This window comes from Streptomyces sp. NPDC052020 (genome assembly GCF_040680575.1).
Lineage (GTDB): Bacteria > Actinomycetota > Actinomycetes > Streptomycetales > Streptomycetaceae > Streptomyces.
In genome coordinates, this window is record NZ_JBFAWY010000004.1 from 168,616 (window position 1) to 185,714 (window position 17,099).

Below are 17,099 nucleotides of genomic sequence, written 5' to 3' on the forward strand. Positions count from 1 at the left end.
CGAAAGGGTTCACCGCCATGCCAGAGCCGTCGCCTTTCACCAGCCGCAGAGGACTGCTCTTCGGGGCCGCCGCCGTCTCCGCCGGTGCCGTCCTCACCGGCTGCACCAGCAACGAGCCCGACGACCCCGGCGACGGGGAGCCGGCCGCGGACACCCGGCCGGCCGACGACAAGCCCGGCAAGCCGGTCACCATCGGCTACGCGGGCCCGCTCGCCGACCACGGCTGGCTCAACGCCATCAACGACCAGGCCAAGAAGAGGGCCGGGAAGTACTCCGACGTCACTCTGGAGGTCACCGAGGGCTCCAACGACACCGCCCAGCAGATCGGGCAGATCGAGACCCTCATCAACAAGAAGGTCGACGTCCTGGTGGTGCTGCCCGCCGACGGCAAGGCGCTCACCCAGGTCGGGCTGAAGGCGATGCGGGCCGGCATCCCCGTCGTCAACCTCGACCGGGTCTTCAACACCCCGCAGGCCTACCGCTGCTGGGTCGGCGGCGACAACTACGGCATGGGCCTGAACGCCGGCCACTACATCGGCGAGAAGCTGAAGGACAAGCCGGACGCCCGGGTCGTCGAACTGGCCGGTCTGGACAACCTCGAACTGACCCGGCAGCGCACCCAGGGCTTCGACGACGCACTGAAGAACTACCCCAACATCAAGAAGGTGGCCCGCCAGGCCGCGGACTTCACCGTCGAGTCCGGGCAGGCCAAGATGGCCCAGCTGCTCCAGGCGCAGTCGGCGTTCGACGCGCTGTGGAACCACGACGACGACCAGGGCGTCGGGGCCCTGCGCGCCATCGAGCAGGCCGGCCGCGATGACTTCCTGATGGTCGGCGGCGCGGGCGCGCTCTCCGCCTTCCAGGCCATCAAGCGGGACGACGGCGTGCTGAAGGCGACCGTGCTGTATCCGCCGACCATGGCCGCCTCCGCGATCGACCTCGCCCGCGCCCTCGGCCAGGGCAAGGGCGTCAGCGGCCTGGCCGAGCACGAGATCCCGTCGTCGATCACCTTGTACTCGGCCGTCGTCGACAAGGAGAACGTCGACGAGTACATGTCCACCGGCTTCAAGTGAGGAGCCCGGCCCCGCGGGCCTGACCGGCCCATCGGGCGGGGCCGCCCGGAGGGGACCGCCGGGAGGGCGCCGCCGGCGGCCCGCCGCCGGTGGGACGCGCGAACCCGCGTGCCCACCGGCCGGGTCCGCCGGGCGGCCGCACCGGGCGGGCCCACCCCCCACCGCGCCACGACACGAGGAGGACATCCGCATGGGACAGCCGCAGCAGCCCGACGGGGTCGAGGCGGAGGCAGCAGCCGCCGGGACCGGGGCCACGGGCCACAGCACGGGGGCGGCTTTCGCCTCGGCGGCGGGCGCCGCTGCCCCGGCGGCCGTCGCCGCACCGGCGGCCGGTGGCGGGGCCGTCGAGGCGGCGTTCGCCCCCGCGGCCGGCGCCGGTGGCGCGGCCCTGGGAACCGCCACCGCCTCCGTTCCCGCCCCGGCGGCCGCGACCGGCTCCGCCAGGCCGCCGCTGCGCGTGGGCATGGTCGGCTACGCCTTCATGGGCGCCGCCCACTCCCAGGGCTGGCGCACCGCGGGCCGCGTCTTCGACCTGCCGCTGCGCCCCGAACTGGCCGCCGTCTGCGGCCGTGACGCCGCCGCCGTCCGCGCCGCCGCCGACCGGCACGGCTGGGCGTCCGCCGAGACCGACTGGCGCGCGCTGGTCGAGCGGGACGACATCGACCTCGTCGACATCTGCACCCCGGGCGACAGCCACGCCGAGATCGCGCTGGCGGCCCTCGCCGCCGGCAAGCACGTGCTGTGCGAGAAGCCCCTCGCGAACACCGTCGAGGAGGCCGAGGCCATGGTGCGGGCCGCTCAGGAGGCCGACGCGCGCGGGCAGTTGGCGATGGTGGGCTTCAACTACCGCCGGGTCCCGGCCACCTCGCTGGCCCGGCGCATGGTCGCCGAGGGCCGTATCGGCAGGCTGCGGCACGTGCGGGTGACGTACCTCCAGGACTGGCTGGTCGACCCCGCCGCGCCGCTGACCTGGCGGCTGCGCAAGGAGCACGCCGGTTCCGGCTCGCTCGGCGACCTCGGGGCACACATCGTCGACCTCGCCCAGTACCTGGCCGGCGAGCACCTCGCGGGCGTCTCGGGCCTCACCGAGACCTTCGTGCGGGAGCGCCCGCTGCCCGGCCGCACCGCCCAGGGCCTGTCCGCCGACCGGGCCGACGGCGGCACCGGGGAGGTCACCGTCGACGACGCCGCCCTGTTCACCGGCCGTTTCCCGTCCGGGGCCCTCGCCTCCTTCGAGGCCACCCGGTACGCCACCGGCCGCAAGAACGCCCTGCGCATCGAACTCAACGGCGAACGCGGCTCCCTCGCCTTCGACCTGGAGCGCCTGAACGAGCTGTCGTACCACGACGGTACGGAGCCCGGGACGCACGCCGGGTTCCGCCGCATCCTCGTCACCGAGTCCGACCACCCCTACCTGGACGGCTGGTGGCCGCCGGGCCACGGCCTCGGCTATGAGCACACCTTCGTCCACCAGGCCCGGGACCTGGTGCACGCCATCGCCGAGGGCCGGCAGCCCGAGCCGTCCTTCGCCGACGGTCTCCAGGTCCAGCGCGTGCTGGCGGCGGTGGAGGAGAGCGCCCGGAAGAACTCGGTCTACACGCCGATCGCGGTCTGAGAGGACAGTGAAGGCGGAGAAGGCAGGGAAGACAGAGAACGACGGAGGAGGAGCGAAGGCGGAGAAGGCGGAGAAGGCGGAGGGAACCAGAGGGAGCCGGTCGGCGCCACACCACACAGAGGAGACGGATACGGATGCCGCGCAACTTCACGCTGTTCACCGGTCAATGGGCGGACCTGCCGCTGGAGGAGGTCTGCCGCCTGGCCCGCGACTTCGGCTACGACGGACTGGAACTGGCCTGCTGGGGCGACCACTTCGAGGTCGACAAGGCGCTCGCCGACCCGTCGTACGTCGCGGGCCGCCACCAGCTCCTCGACAAGTACGGCCTGAAGTGCTGGGCCGTCTCCAACCACCTCGTCGGCCAGGCCGTCTGCGACGCCATCATCGACGAACGCCACCAGGCGATCCTGCCCGCCCGCATCTGGGGCGACGGCGAGCCCGAGGGCGTGCGGCAGCGTGCCGCCGCCGAGCTGAAGGACACCGCGCGGGCCGCCGCCGCGCTCGGTGTCGACACCGTCATCGGCTTCACCGGTTCCGCGATCTGGCATCTGGTCGCGATGTTCCCGCCTGTTCCCGAGTCGATGATCGAACGCGGTTACCAGGACTTCGCCGACCGCTGGAACCCGATCCTGGACGTCTTCGACGCCGAGGGCGTGCGGTTCGCCCACGAGGTCCACCCCAGCGAGATCGCCTACGACTACTGGACCACCCAGCGCGCGCTGGAGGCCGTGGGCCACCGCCCGGCCTTCGGCCTCAACTTCGACCCCTCCCACTTCGTGTGGCAGGACCTCGACCCGGTCGGCTTCCTGTGGGACTTCCGCGACCGGATCTACCACGTCGACTGCAAAGAGGCCCGCAAGCGCCTCGACGGACGCAACGGCCGCCTCGGCTCCCACCTGCCGTGGGGCGACCCGCGCCGCGGCTGGGACTTCGTCTCGGCCGGCCACGGCGACGTCCCCTGGGAGGACGTGTTCCGGATGCTGCGCGCCATCGACTACCGGGGCCCGGTCTCGGTGGAGTGGGAGGACGCGGGCATGGACCGGCTCCAGGGCGCCCCCGAGGCGCTGGCCCGCCTGAGGACCTACGACTTCGAGGCGCCGTCGGCCTCCTTCGACGCGGCGTTCGGCAACTGACCACCGCGCACCGCTTCCCGGGGTGACGGCGCACCCCGGCGCATCCGCACCCCACCCGTACGACCGGCCCCTTCCTGGAGGCATCAGTGCACGGGAACGACCGCACCGACCCCATCGATCGCACCGATCGCACCACCGGCACCGGCAGAACCGGCGCCCGCGGACGGCGTCCGTTCCGGCAGGCCGTAGCGCTGCTGACCGGAGCCCTGCTGGCGGGCGCCTCCCTCACCCTCGCCGCACCGCAGGCGGGCGCCGCCCCCGCGGCCGCTCCGGCCGCCGAGGACTTCCAGCAGGTCACCCTCGCCAAGGGCGAGCCGGAGGTCGGCGAGCCCATGTCGCTGGCCGTCCTGCCGGACCGCTCGGTCCTGCACACCTCACGCGACGGCGAACTGCGCCTCACCGACGCGGCGGGCGACACCAGGCTCGCGGGCAAGCTCGACGTGTACTCCCACGACGAGGAGGGCCTGCAAGGCGTCGGCGTCGACCCCGGCTTCGCGCAGAATCGTTACATCTACCTCTACTACGCGCCGCCGATGAACACCCCGGCGGGGGACGCCCCGGAGACCGGTACCGCCGCCGACTTCGCGCCCTACGAGGGCGTCAACCGGCTCTCCCGGTTCGTGCTGAAGGAGGACGGCACCCTCGACACCGCCAGCGAGAAGAAGATCCTCGACGTGCCGACCACCCGCGGCATGTGCTGCCACGTCGGCGGCGACATCGACTTCGACGCGCAGGGCAACCTGTACCTGTCGACCGGTGACGACTCCAACCCGTTCCAGTCGGACGGCTACACCCCGATCGACGAACGCGCGAACCGCAACCCGGCCTTCGACGCCCAGCGCACCGCCGGCAACACCAACGACCTGCGCGGCAAGATCCTGCGCATCAAGGTCAACGAGGACGGGTCCTACGCCATCCCCGAGGGCAACCTCTTCCCGCCCGGAACCGACAAGACACGGCCCGAGATCTACGCGATGGGCCTGCGCAACCCGTTCCGGTTCAACGTCGACAAGGAGACCGGCATCCTCTACGTCGGCGACTACGGCCCCGACGCCGGCGCCGCCGACCCCGGCCGCGGCCCGGCCGGCCAGGTCGAGTTCGCCCGCGTCACCGGCCCCGGCAACTTCGGCTGGCCGTACTGCACCGGTGACAACGACGCCTACATCGACTACGACTTCGCCACCGGCGCCTCCGGCGAGCCCTTCGACTGCGCCGCCCCGAGGAACGACTCCCCGCACAACACCGGCCTGACGGAGCTGCCCCCGGCCCAGCCGGCCTGGATACCGTACGACGGACCGTCCGTGCCCGAGTTCGGCGACGGCTCCGAGTCCCCGGCGGGCGGCCCCGTCTACCACTACGACCCTGACCTCGACTCGCCGGTGAAGTTCCCCGAGGCGTACGACGGGGACCTCTTCGTCGGGGAGTTCGGACGGCGCTGGATCAAGCGGATCACCAGCGACGCCGACGGCACCGTGCGGTCGATCAACGACGTGCCCTGGTCCGGCACCCAGGTGATGGACATGGAGTTCGGGCCCGACGGGGCGCTCTACGTCCTCGACTACGGCCTGTCCTGGTTCGGCGGTGACGAGCACTCCGCCCTGTACCGCATCGAGAACGCCACCGACGGCCACTCGCCGGTCGCCCAGGCCGCCGCGAGCAGGACCTCCGGCCAGGCCCCGCTGCGGGTGAGCTTCTCCTCCGCGGGCACCACCGACCAGGACGGCGACGCCCTCACCTACCGCTGGGACTTCGGCGACGGCTCCACCTCCACCCAGGCCGCCCCGACGCACCGGTACCGGAAGAACGGCACCTACACCGCGACGGTGACGGCGACGGACCCCTCCGGCCGCACCGGCAGCGCCAGCGTGCGGATCGTCGTCGGCAACACCGCGCCCGAGGTGACGCTGGACCTGCCCAGGGACGGCCAGCTGTTCAGCTTCGGTGACGCCGTCCCGTTCAAGGTGCGGGTCACCGACGCCGAGGACGGCCGCTCCATCGACTGCTCCAAGGTCAAGGTCAGCTTCATCCTCGGCCACGACACCCACGGCCACCCGCTCACCTCGGCCAACGGCTGCGCCGGCACCATCCAGACCAGCGCCGACGGCGGCCACGACGAGAACGCCAACATCTTCGGCGTCTTCGACGCCGAGTACACCGACAACGGCGGAGGCGGCCAGGCCCCGCTGACCACCCACGACCAGAACGTCACCCAGCCCAAGCGCCGCCAGGCCGAGCACTTCGGCGACTCCTCGGGCGTCTCGGTGATCACCAAGGACACCGCGCACGGCGGCAAGACCGTCGGCGACGTCCACAACGGCGACTGGATCTCCTTCACGCCGTACGTCCTGAGCAACGCCGAGAAGGTCACGGCCCGCGTCTCCTCCGGCGGTGCCGGCGGCACCCTGGAGATCCGTGCCGGGTCGGCCCGGGGCACCCTGCTCGGCAAGGCGGTCGTGCCGGTCACCGGCGGCTGGGAGACCTTCCAGGACGTCGAGGCCGGCCTGTCCCGGGCACCGCGCGGGACCACCGAGCTCTTCCTGGTCTTCAAGGGAAGCGGCACGGGCGCCCTGTTCGACGTGGACGACTTCACCTTCACCACCGGCTGAGAGGAGGGGACGCCATGCGCGCGACCGGACGCGTGACGACCGCCGCCGTGGGTGCCGCCCTGCTGCTCGGCACCGTGTCGGGCACGGCCGCCTCGCAGGCGGACGACGGCGGCGGGAAGAACGACGGCAAGCGGGTGCTGGTCTTCTCCAAGACGGCCGGCTTCCGCCACGACTCGATCCCCGAGGGCATCGCCGCGATCCGGGAGCTCGGCCGGACGGGCGGCTTCCGGGTGGACGCCACCGAGGACGCGGGCATGTTCACCCCGCGCAACCTGCGGCGCTACGACGCGGTCGTCTTCATGTCCACCACGGGCGACGTCCTCGACGCGGCGCAGCAGCGCGCCTTCGAGGGCTACATCCGGAGCGGCGGCGCCTACGTCGGCGTACACGCCGCGGCCGACACCGAGTACGACTGGGAGTTCTACGGCGGCCTGGCCGGCGCCTACTTCCGGTCGCACCCGGCGATCCAGCCGGCCACCGTGGCCGTCGAGAACCGCGCCCACCCGGCGACCGCCCACCTGGCGCGCACCTGGGAGCGCACCGACGAGTGGTACGACTACCGCTCCAACCCCCGGGAGCGGGCCCACGTACTCGCCTCGCTCGACGAGTCGTCGTACACCGGCGGCACCATGCACGGCGACCATCCGATCGCCTGGTGCCAGACCTACCAGGGCGGCCGCGCCTTCTACACCGGCGGCGGCCACACCAAGGAGTCCTACGCCGAACCGGCCTTCCGCGAGCACCTGCTGGGCGGCATCCGCTGGGCCATCGGCGACGCCCAGGCCGACTGCCGCCCGGAGAACGGCTACCGGCCGCTCTTCGACGGCACCTCCCTGGACGGCTGGAAGCAGGCGGGCCCCGGCTCGTTCACACCGAGCGAGGACGGCACGCTCACCTCCTCGGGTGGCATGGGCATGCTCTGGTACGCAGAGCGTGGCTTCCGGTCGTACTCGCTGAAGCTGGACTGGCGGACGGACGGGGCCGCCGGTGACGACAACTCGGGTGTGTTCGTGGGCTTCCCGCCCTCCGACGACCCCTGGTCGGCGGTGAACAACGGCTACGAGATCCAGATCGACGCCACCGACGTGCCCGAGCGCACCACCGGGTCCGTCTACGGCTTCCGCTCCGCCGACCTGAAGAAGCGCGACCGCGCGCTGAACCCGCCGGGGGAGTGGAACACGTACGAGATCCGCGTGGAGGGCGAGCGGCTCCGCGTCTGGCTCAACGGCGTGCAGATCAACGACTACACCAACACCGATCCGGCCCGGAGCCTGGCGGACGGACACATCGGCGTCCAGAACCACGGTGCCGAGGACCAGGTGTCCTTCCGCGACATCAGGATCAAGGAACTGCCCTGACCGCCGCGCGGGGCGACTGAGCGGCGGCGGGCGGGGGACGCCGGACTCCCGCCCGCCGCCACCCCCGGTCTTCCCCGGGGTCATCCACGACGCGTGTGACAAGGAGGCTGCCCATGTCCGCGTCCCCTTCCCCCTCTCCTTCCCCCTCCCTTCCACCTTCCCCTTCGGCTCCGCGTACCGGTGTGTGGCTGGTCGGAGCGCGGGGCTCCGTCGCCACGACCGTGGTGGCGGGCTGCGCCGCCGTGACCGCCGGACTGCACCCGCCGGCCGGCCTGGTCACGGAGACACCCGTCTTCGCCGGCACCGGACTGCCGCCGCTGCCGTCCCTCGTCTTCGGCGGCCACGACACCCTCGTCTGCCCGCTGCCCAAACGGGCGGAGGCCCTCGCCGCCGGAGGCGTGCTGCCGCCCGGCCTGCCCGCCGCCGTCCACGCCGAACTGGCCGCCGCCGACCGCGAGATCCGCCCCGGCGGCCCGCAGCCCGGCGACACCCGTGACGAGGAGGCGCTGATCACCGCCTTCGCCGCGGACATCCGCGACTTCGTACGGCGCGCGGAACTGGCCCGGGCCGTCGTGGTCAACGTCGCCTCCACCGAGCCCGCGGCCACCGGCGGCGCCCTGCCGCCCAGCTCGCTGTACGCGGCGGCGGCCCTGCGCGCCGGCTGCCCGTACGTCAACTTCACCCCCTCCACCGGACTGCACCATCCGGCACTGACCGAGGCCGCGGCGGCGAGCGGCCTGCCGTACGCGGGCCGCGACGGCAAGACCGGCCAGACCCTGCTGCGCTCGGTGCTGGGCCCGATGTTCGCCCTGCGCGCCCTCACGGTCCGCGCCTGGTCCGGCACCAACCTCCTCGGCGGCGGGGACGGCGCCGCCCTCGCCGACCCGGCCGCCGCGGCGGCGAAGAACGCCGGCAAGGAGCGCGTCCTCGCCGACACCCTCGGCACCATTCCCGAGGGCGAGGTCCACATCGACGACGTCCCCGCGCTCGGCGACTGGAAGACGGCCTGGGACCACATCGCCTTCGACGGTTTCCTCGGCTCCCGCATGATCCTCCAGACCATCTGGCAGGGCTGCGACTCCGCACTGGCCGCCCCGCTCGTGCTGGACCTGGCCCGGCTGGCCGCCCGTGCCCACGAGGCGGGCCTGTCCGGCCCGCTGGGCGCACTGGGCTTCTACTTCAAGGATCCCGTGGGCGACGCGCCCGCGAGCCTCGCGGAGCAGTACGCCGAGCTGACCCGGTTCGCGGAGCGGCTGCGGGGGGCCGGCGCGGGGGAGCGGCTTGAGCGGCGGCGGCCGGGCGAGATGCCTGACGGTTCGCCAGGGGATGGAGCCGGCCGACGGCCGAACACTCGGCCGAAGGTTCGACCGGGTGAGCGGACGGAGCACGGCGGCGGGATCGGAGGCCGGCGGTGAGCCCGGCCGACGCCGAGACGAGCGGGACCGGCCGGACCAGCAGGGCCGGTGAGACCAGTAGGGCCGGTGAGACCAGTAGGGCCGGTGAGACCAGCAGGGCCGGTGGGGTCATGGGGGCCGCCGGGGCTGCTGGGATCGGTAGGAACGGCTGGACCGGTGGCTCGCCGCCCGCCGGATTGCCCGAGTCCGCCGAGTCCGCCGAGTCCGCCGAGTCCGCCGAGTCCGCCGGGGCCCGCGGCGCGGGGCGTGCGGCCCAAGCGCTCGCCTGGGCCGAACTACTGCGCCTGCCCGCGCTGTTCACGGTCCCGGGTGACGCCCTCGCGGGCGCCGCGGCGGCGGGCGCGCACGCCGGTCCCCGCACGCTGCTCGCCATCGGCTCCTCCCTGTGCCTGTACGAGGCCGGCATGGCCCTGAACGACTGGGCGGACCGCGCGGAGGACGCCGTCGAGCGCCCGCACCGCCCCCTTCCCTCCGGTCGTCTCCGCCCGTCCGCCGCCCTCACCGCGGCCTGCGCCCTCACCGGCGCCGGACTGACCCTGGCCGCCGGTGCGGGCCGCCGGGCCCTCGCCGTCGCCACGCCGCTCGCGGCGACCGTCTGGGCCTACGACCTGGCCCTGAAGCACACGCCGGCCGGCCCCGCGGCGATGGCCGCGGCCCGCGGCCTGGACCTGCTCCTGGGCGCCGCGGCCGCCAACGGCCGCACCCGGGCCGCGCTGCCGTCCGCCGCGCTACTGGGCGCCCACACCCTCGCCGTCACGGCCGTCTCCCGTCAGGAGACCCGTGGCGGCTCGGCCCTGGCCCCCCTGGCGGCCTGTGCCGCGACCGCGCTGCTGACCCGGCTGGTGACACGCCGCCCCACCCGACTCCCGGCAGGCCGAGGGGAAGCAGCCGCCCCCGGCCTGCCGGGGCCCGCCGGGCAGGGCCCCGCCCGGCTCGCCGCCGCCCTCCCCGGCGCGGGGCGGCACCCGGCGGGCCCGACCGCCGCCCGGCCCGCGATCGGCCGGGGTACCGCCCGAATCACCGCCGCTCTCGGCGCCGCCTACGCCGCGACCGCCGCCCGGCCCTACCTCCACGCCGCCCTCAACCCCTCACCTCCGCTCACCCAGCGCGCCGTCGGCGGCGGCATCCGGGCCACGATCCCGCTCCAGGCCGCGCTCACCGCCCGCTCCGGCGCGGCGGTCACCGCGCTCCTGGTCGCGGCCCTCGCACCGGCCGGACGGAAGTTCGCGAGGAAGGTGAGCATCACATGAGCCACGAACCGCCGCGTCCCGACGACCCCTCGACGGCGACGCCTGGGACAACACCCCAGACCGAAGCTGTCCCTGCCCCCGGAGCAGCCCCGGCCCCCGGCGCTCCCGGCACCGCGGCCCTCCGCTTCGGTTACGGCACCAACGGCCTCGCCGACCTCCGGCTCGACGACGCCCTCGCCCTGCTCGCCGACCTCGGTTACGACGGCGTCGGCCTGACCCTCGACCACATGCACCTCGACCCGCTCGCGCCGGACCTCGACGCCCGCACCCGCCGGGTCGCTCAGCGGCTGGACGCGCTCGGCCTGGGCGTCACGGTGGAGACGGGCGCCCGCTACGTCCTCGACCCGCGCCGCAAACACGGGCCCTCCCTCCTCGACCCGGACCCGGACGACCGCGCCCGCCGCGCCGATCTGCTGGTCCGCGCCGTCCGGGTGGCCGCCGGCCTCGGTGCCCACGCCGTCCACTGCTTCAGCGGCGTCACCCCGGCCGGTACCGACGAGGACACGGCGTGGAAGCGGCTCACCGACGCCCTCGCCCCGGTCCTGGACGCGGCCGGCGCCGCCGGCGTACCCGTGGCCATCGAGCCGGAACCGGGCCATCTCCTCGCCACCCTCGCCGACTTCCACCGGCTGCGCGGCGCCCTCGGTGATCCGGAGATCCTCGGCCTCACTCTCGACATCGGCCACTGCCAGTGCCTCGAACCCCTCCCTCCCGCCGACTGCGTACGCGCCGCCGCCCCCTGGCTGCGCCACGTCCAGATCGAGGACATGCGCCGCGGCGTCCACGAACACCTCCCCCTGGGTGACGGAGAGATCGACTTTCCGCCCGTCCTCGCGGCCCTGGCCGCCACCGGCTACCAGGGCCTGACCGTCGTCGAACTGCCCCGCCACTCCCACGCGGGACCCCGTTACGCCGAACGCTCCCTCCCCTTCCTCCGCCGGGCGGCGGCGACCGCCCCGACCAGCGGCCCCGGCGACCCGGCCGGTGGCTCGCGCCGCCAGGCCCACGGCGACCCGGGCCCGGACGCCGCGCCGCCCGCCCCGCCCGTCGCCCCGGACACCCCGACCCCGGGGAAGCCCTCCGCCACCCCCGAAGGGAGCACCCCGTGACCCCACCGAAGCCCACACCCCAGACCCCGGCGGCGCGTCCGCAGGACACCGGCGGCCCCGGCAGCGTCCCGGACGGTCCGGGCGCCTCCGCCCTCCCCTCACCGCACGAGCTGCACGCCCACCTCACCGCTCACCTCGGCGGTGCCGCCCGCGCCTGGCTCGACCAGGCCCTCGACGAGGCCGCCGCCCACCCCGGCGCCCACGGGCCGCTCTCCGTGTGGGAGCTGCGCCTGGCCGAGGCCGGCCGCCGCTGCGGAGCCGGCCACGCCGACGCCGCCCGTGTCGTCATCCTGCACGCGGCCCGCGCCGGCACCGACGTCCTGACCCGGGTCTACCACCAGGGCACCGCCGACGAACGCCGCGCCGTCCTGCTGGCCCTGCCCCACCTGGTCCCCGGCCCCGAGGCCCTCCCGCTCGTCGAGGACGCCCTGCGCACCAACGACACCCGGCTGCTGGCCGCCGCCGTCGGCCCTTACGCCGCCCGGCACCTCGATGCCCACCAGTGGCGGCACGCCGTACTGAAGTGCTTGTTCACCGGCGTCCCGGTGGACCATGTGGCCGGCCTGCCCCGCCGTGCCCGCGGCGACGCCGAACTCGCCCGCATGCTCGCCGACTACGCCGCCGAACGCACCGCCGCGGGCCGTCCCGTCCCGGCGGACCTGCACCGCGTCCTGGCCCTGACCGACCCCACGACCGCTCCGCCCGCCGGCGACGGCACCCGCGGCAGCGACGGCAAGGAGTCCTGATGCGCATCTTCGACCCCCACATCCACATGACGTCACGGACCACCGACGACTACGAGGCCATGTACGCAGCGGGCGTCCGCGCCGTCGTCGAGCCCGCCTTCTGGCTCGGCCAGCCCCGCACCTCTCCCGCGTCCTTCCGGGACTACTTCGACTCCCTGCTGGGCTGGGAGCCGTTCCGCGCCGCCCAGTACGGCATCGCACACCACTGCACGATCGCCCTGAACCCCAAGGAGGCCAACGACCCCCGCTGCGTCCCCGTCCTCGACGACCTGCCCCGGTACCTCGTCAAGGACCGCGTCGTGGCCGTCGGCGAGATCGGCTACGACGCGATGACGCCCGCCGAGGACACCGCCCTCGCCGCCCAGCTCCAGCTGGCCGCCGACCACGGCCTGCCCGCCCTGGTGCACACCCCGCACCGGGACAAGCTCGCCGGTCTGCGCCGCACTCTCGACGTCGTCCGCGAGTCCGCGCTGCCCGTGGACCGGGTCCTGGTCGACCACCTCAACGAGACCACCGTCAAGGAGGCCAAGGACAGCGGCTGCTGGCTCGGCTTCTCCGTGTATCCCGACACCAAGATGGACGAGGCCCGCATGGTCGCGATCCTCCGCGCCTACGGCCCGGAGCAGGTGCTGGTGAACTCCGCCGCCGACTGGGGCAGAAGCGATCCGCTCAAGACCCGCAAGGTCGCCGACCTGATGCTCGCCGAGGGCTTCAGCGAGGACGAGGTCGATCTGGTGCTGTGGCGCAACCCGGCGGCCTTCTACGGCCTCAGCGGACGCCTCACCCTCGACGTACCGGCCACCGACACCACACACGAGGGCAACTCCATCCTCCGCGGAGCCCCGAAGGACGCCTCCGAGCAGACCGGCGACCCGGCCGCGGGGGCGTGAGCCATGCGCTTCCGCCACCCCGACGGCTCCACCGTCCACCTCGCCTACTGCACCAACGTCCACCCCGCCGAGACCCTCGACGGCGTCCTCGCCCAGCTCCGCGACCACTGCGAACCCGTCCGCCGCCGACTGGGCCGCGACCGGCTCGGTATCGGGCTGTGGCTCGCCAAGGACGCCGCCCGCGCCCTGGTCACCGACCCGTCGGCCCTGCGCGGGCTGCGCTGCGCACTCGACCGGCGCGGCCTGGAGGTCGTCACCCTCAACGGCTTTCCGTACGAGGGGTTCGGCGCGGACGAGGTCAAATACCGCGTGTACCAGCCGGACTGGGCCGACGCCGCACGTCTCGACCACACCACCGCCCTGGCCCGCCTCCTCGCCGGGCTGCTCCCCGACGACGTCACCGAGGGCAGCATCTCCACCCTGCCGCTCGCCTGGCGCACCGCCTACGACGGCACCCGCGCCGAGCGGGCCCGCGACGCCCTGCGCGGCCTCGGCGAGCGCCTCGACGCACTCGAGGAACTCACCGGCCGCTCCATCCGCGTCGGCCTGGAACCCGAACCCGGCTGCGTCGTCGAGACCACCCGCGACGCCATCGCCCCGCTCACCGCGATCGCCCACGACCGCATCGGCGTCTGTGTCGACACCTGCCATCTCGCCACCTCCTTCGAAGACCCGCACACCGCCCTGGACGCCCTCACCGGGGCCGGTGTCCCCGTCGTCAAATCCCAGCTCTCCGCCGCCCTGCACGCCGAACACCCCCGTTTCCCCGAGGTCCGCGAGGCCCTCGCCGCCTTCGCCGAACCCCGCTTCCTGCACCAGACCCGCACCCTCACCACCGCCGGCCTGCGCGGCACCGACGACCTCGGCGAGGCCCTGCACGGCGGTGCCCTGCCCGACTCCGGGCCCTGGCGCGCCCACTTCCACGTCCCCCTGCACGCGGCCCCCGCCGCACCCCTCACCTCCACCCTCCCCGTCCTGAAGGCCGCGCTGACCCGGCTCGTCGGCGGCCCGCGCCCGCTCACCCGCCACCTGGAGGTCGAGACCTACACCTGGCAGGCCCTCCCGCCCGAGCTGCGGCCCCGCGCCCGCGCCCAGCTCACCGACGGCATCGCCGCCGAGCTGACCCTCGCCCGCGACCTGCTGACCGACCTCGGCCTCAAGGAACTGCCATGACCCGACCCGGCGGACCGACCCCGCTGCTCGTCCTGGACGTCGTCGGCCTCACCCCCCGTCTCCTCGACCACATGCCGCACCTGAAGACCCTCGCCCGCTCCGGCTCCCACGCGCCCCTCGGCACCGTCCTGCCCGCCGTCACCTGCGCCGCCCAGTCCACCTTCCTCACCGGCACCCTCCCCTCCGAGCACGGCATCGTCGGCAACGGCTGGTACTTCCGCGAGCTCGGCGACGTCCTGCTGTGGCGCCAGCACAACGGACTCGTCGCCGGTGACAAGCTCTGGGACGCCGCCCGCCGCGCCCACCCCGGCTACACCGTCGCCAACATCTGCTGGTGGTACGCCATGGGCGCCGACACCGACATCACCGTCACCCCCCGTCCCGTCTACTACGCCGACGGCCGCAAGGAACCCGACTGCTACACCAGGCCCCCGGCCCTGCACGACGAACTCACCGGGAAGTTCGGCACCTTCCCGCTCTTCCACTTCTGGGGCCCCGGCGCGGACCTGACCTCCAGCCGGTGGATCATCGACGCCACCCGGCACATCCTGCGCACCCGCCGCCCCGACCTGGCCCTGTGCTACCTCCCTCACCTCGACTACGACCTCCAGCGCTTCGGCCCCGACGACCCGCGCTCCCTGAAAGCGGCCCACGACCTGGACGCGGCCATGGCCCCGCTCCTGGACGACGCCCGCGCCGAAGGCCGCACTGTCGTCGCCCTGTCCGAGTACGGCATCACCCGCGTGAACCGGTCCGTCGACATCAACCGCGCCCTGCGCCGCGCCGGGCTGCTGGAGGTGCACACGCAGGACGGCATGGAGTACCTCGACCCGATGGCCTCCCGCGCCTTCGCGGTCGCCGACCACCAGATCGCCCACGTCTACGTCCGCCGCCCCGAGGACCTGGACGCCGCCCGGACCGCCCTGGCGGGCCTGCCCGGCATCGACCAGCTCCTGGACGACGAGGGCAAGAAGGCCCACCACCTCGACCATCCGCGCGCCGGAGACCTCGTCGCCGTCGCCGAGCCGGACGCCTGGTTCACGTACTACTACTGGCTCGACGACGCCCGCGCGCCCGACTTCGCGCGGCTCGTCGAGATCCACCGCAAACCCGGCTACGACCCGGTCGAGCTGTTCATGGACCCGCTCGACCCCTACGTCAAGGTCAAGGCGGCCACCGCCCTGGCCCGCAAGAAGCTCGGCATGCGCTACCGCATGGCGGTCGTGCCCCTGGACGCCTCACCTATTCGCGGCAGCCACGGCCGCCTCCCCGCGAGCGACGACGACGGTCCGCTCCTCATCTGCTCCACCCCCCGCGCTGTCGGCGACCGCGTCGCGGCCACCGACGTCAAGCAACTCCTGCTCCACCTCGCCGGACTCGGCTGACGCACCACCACCGAAATCCAGCTACCGAGAGTGAAACACACGCCACTGACAACGGCCGGTCCTGACGGCATCAGGGCAGGCCACGACAGAGAGAGCAGGCACCCGTGACCCTGTTTCGCGACACCTCGCCCACCGATGGCCCCCCCGCCGCCGACGGCCCCGACGAGGCCCTGCGCCAACGGCTCGGCATCGGCCGCCGCCGCTTCCTGAGCACCTGCACCGCCGCCGCGACCGCCGCGATCGCCGCACCGGTCTTCGGGGCCCCCGCGGCGCTGGCGGCGCAGGAGCGCGGCAGAGGCCACGACCGGGGCGGCGACATCCTCGTCCCGGCCGACCGGCGCGGCATCATCCTCTACACCGTCCGCGACGCCACCGGCCGCGACCCCCTCGCCACCGACCTGCCCTCGGGCTTCCGCGAGGTCTTCAAGGAACTGGCGCGGTACGGCTACCGGCAGGTGGAGTTCGCCGGGTACCGCCAGCACGCCAACGCGCCCGGCGGCGCCGACCTGGAGTCCGCGCGGGGCGCCCGGCTGCTGCGCCGCTGGCTCGACGAGTACGGCCTCAGGGCCCAGGGCAATCACGGCTTCATCCCGTCCTCCTGGCCGCTGACCACGGCGGACCTGGACACCTTCAAGAAGCACCTGGAGATCGCCAACATCCTCGGCATGGGCCACATGGGCACCGGCGGCGACCCCACCGGCAGCTCCTACCGCGCCGACTGGGACATGGCCGCCGACAAGTGGAACGCCCTCGGCGAGATCGCTCGACGGGAGGGCGTCAAGCTCTACACCCACAACCACGACGCGGCCTACGGCTTCCTGCTCGACGGCGGCCCGCTCGACGACCAGGGACGTCCGACGCGCAGCTCCGGCATCCGGAAGCTGGAGTACTTCCTGAAGGTCACCGACCCCAGGCTCGTCTGGCTCGAAATGGACATCTTCTGGGCGCACGTCGCCCAGTACAAGTTCCACACCTACACGGCCCACGACGGCTCCACCCGGGAGAGCGTCTTCGACCCGGCCGGCCTCGTCGCCCGCCACAACAAGCGCTACCCGCTGTTCCACGCCAAGGACGGCGTCGTCAGCACGACCAACGGCATGGGCTACGAGATGGTGCCCTTCGGAACCGGCGTCATCGACTACACGACGTTCTTCTCGCGCGTCGGCCACCGCGGCTACCACAACCCGATGGTCGAGGACGACAACGCCCCGAGCTCCACCGAGCCCGGACGGTCGCTGCGCTACGCGAAGATCAGCTACGACAACCTCGCGGCACTGCGCAAACGGCGCCGCTAGGTGCACGCGGCCAGCGGCCGGGCGGGGCGCCGCCCAGGGCAGCGCCCCGCC

General features: G+C 73.8%; 13 protein-coding genes. All 13 read left to right on the forward strand.

Annotation, left to right across the window (positions count from 1 at the left end):
* Positions 1-17 precede the first annotated feature (17 nt).
* Positions 18-1,073: a substrate-binding domain-containing protein gene (locus tag AB0L74_RS05430; RefSeq protein ID WP_365645822.1), complete on the forward strand. Its 1,056-nt coding sequence runs from the start codon at positions 18-20 to the stop codon at positions 1,071-1,073.
* Positions 1,074-1,536: 463 nt separating this feature from the next.
* Positions 1,537-2,688, forward strand: coding sequence for a Gfo/Idh/MocA family oxidoreductase (locus tag AB0L74_RS05435; RefSeq protein WP_365646042.1), 1,152 nt, complete (start codon positions 1,537-1,539; stop codon positions 2,686-2,688).
* Between the two features lie 134 nt (positions 2,689-2,822).
* Entirely contained in the window at positions 2,823-3,821 is a 999-nt protein-coding gene (locus AB0L74_RS05440; RefSeq protein WP_365645824.1) for a sugar phosphate isomerase/epimerase family protein, read from the forward strand.
* Between the two features lie 113 nt (positions 3,822-3,934).
* A complete protein-coding gene (locus AB0L74_RS05445; protein ID WP_365646044.1) occupies positions 3,935-6,427 on the forward strand; it encodes a PQQ-dependent sugar dehydrogenase in 2,493 nt (830 codons plus the stop codon).
* Between the two features lie 14 nt (positions 6,428-6,441).
* The gene (locus AB0L74_RS05450; RefSeq protein ID WP_365645826.1) at positions 6,442-7,785 is read left to right on the forward strand and encodes a ThuA domain-containing protein; all 1,344 of its coding nucleotides are present in this window, start codon (positions 6,442-6,444) and stop codon (positions 7,783-7,785) included.
* Between the two features lie 113 nt (positions 7,786-7,898).
* Entirely contained in the window at positions 7,899-9,200 is a 1,302-nt protein-coding gene (locus tag AB0L74_RS05455) for an inositol-3-phosphate synthase (protein ID WP_365645828.1), read from the forward strand.
* Between the two features lie 278 nt (positions 9,201-9,478).
* Positions 9,479-10,450 (forward strand): SCO3242 family prenyltransferase, encoded by a 972-nt coding sequence (locus AB0L74_RS05460; RefSeq protein WP_365646046.1) that lies wholly within the window; start codon positions 9,479-9,481, stop codon positions 10,448-10,450.
* Complete coding sequence (locus AB0L74_RS05465; protein WP_365645830.1) at positions 10,447-11,559, forward strand: sugar phosphate isomerase/epimerase family protein; 1,113 nt, start codon at positions 10,447-10,449, stop codon at positions 11,557-11,559. Before AB0L74_RS05460 ends, AB0L74_RS05465 begins: the two co-directional genes overlap by 4 nt.
* Complete coding sequence (locus AB0L74_RS05470) at positions 11,556-12,305, forward strand: EboA domain-containing protein (protein ID WP_365645832.1); 750 nt, start codon at positions 11,556-11,558, stop codon at positions 12,303-12,305. The genes AB0L74_RS05465 and AB0L74_RS05470 overlap by 4 nt, the downstream gene beginning before the upstream one ends.
* A complete protein-coding gene (locus tag AB0L74_RS05475; protein WP_365645834.1) occupies positions 12,305-13,195 on the forward strand; it encodes a TatD family hydrolase in 891 nt (296 codons plus the stop codon). Before AB0L74_RS05470 ends, AB0L74_RS05475 begins: the two co-directional genes overlap by 1 nt.
* Before the next feature lie 3 nt (positions 13,196-13,198).
* Complete coding sequence (eboE, locus tag AB0L74_RS05480) at positions 13,199-14,368, forward strand: metabolite traffic protein EboE (protein WP_365645836.1); 1,170 nt, start codon at positions 13,199-13,201, stop codon at positions 14,366-14,368.
* On the forward strand, positions 14,365-15,753 hold the full coding sequence (locus tag AB0L74_RS05485) for a nucleotide pyrophosphatase/phosphodiesterase family protein (protein WP_365645838.1): 1,389 nt from the start codon (positions 14,365-14,367) through the stop codon (positions 15,751-15,753). Before eboE ends, AB0L74_RS05485 begins: the two co-directional genes overlap by 4 nt.
* Positions 15,754-15,857: 104 nt before the next feature.
* Complete coding sequence (locus tag AB0L74_RS05490) at positions 15,858-17,048, forward strand: sugar phosphate isomerase/epimerase family protein (RefSeq protein WP_365645840.1); 1,191 nt, start codon at positions 15,858-15,860, stop codon at positions 17,046-17,048.
* Positions 17,049-17,099 lie beyond the last annotated feature (51 nt).

What these genes read in the sequence shown, in the direction of transcription:
- AB0L74_RS05430 (WP_365645822.1), top strand. Translation starts at nt 18, where the DNA reads ATGCCAGAGCCGTCGCCTTTCACCAGCCGCAGAGGACTGCTCTTCGGG.
- AB0L74_RS05435 (WP_365646042.1), top strand. Translation starts at nt 1,537, where the DNA reads ATGGTCGGCTACGCCTTCATGGGCGCCGCCCACTCCCAGGGCTGGCGC.
- AB0L74_RS05440 (WP_365645824.1), top strand. Translation starts at nt 2,823, where the DNA reads ATGCCGCGCAACTTCACGCTGTTCACCGGTCAATGGGCGGACCTGCCG.
- AB0L74_RS05450 (WP_365645826.1), top strand. Translation starts at nt 6,442, where the DNA reads ATGCGCGCGACCGGACGCGTGACGACCGCCGCCGTGGGTGCCGCCCTG.
- AB0L74_RS05455 (WP_365645828.1), top strand. Translation starts at nt 7,899, where the DNA reads ATGTCCGCGTCCCCTTCCCCCTCTCCTTCCCCCTCCCTTCCACCTTCC.
- AB0L74_RS05465 (WP_365645830.1), top strand. Translation starts at nt 10,447, where the DNA reads ATGAGCCACGAACCGCCGCGTCCCGACGACCCCTCGACGGCGACGCCT.
- AB0L74_RS05475 (WP_365645834.1), top strand. Translation starts at nt 12,305, where the DNA reads ATGCGCATCTTCGACCCCCACATCCACATGACGTCACGGACCACCGAC.
- eboE (WP_365645836.1), top strand. Translation starts at nt 13,199, where the DNA reads ATGCGCTTCCGCCACCCCGACGGCTCCACCGTCCACCTCGCCTACTGC.
- AB0L74_RS05485 (WP_365645838.1), top strand. Translation starts at nt 14,365, where the DNA reads ATGACCCGACCCGGCGGACCGACCCCGCTGCTCGTCCTGGACGTCGTC.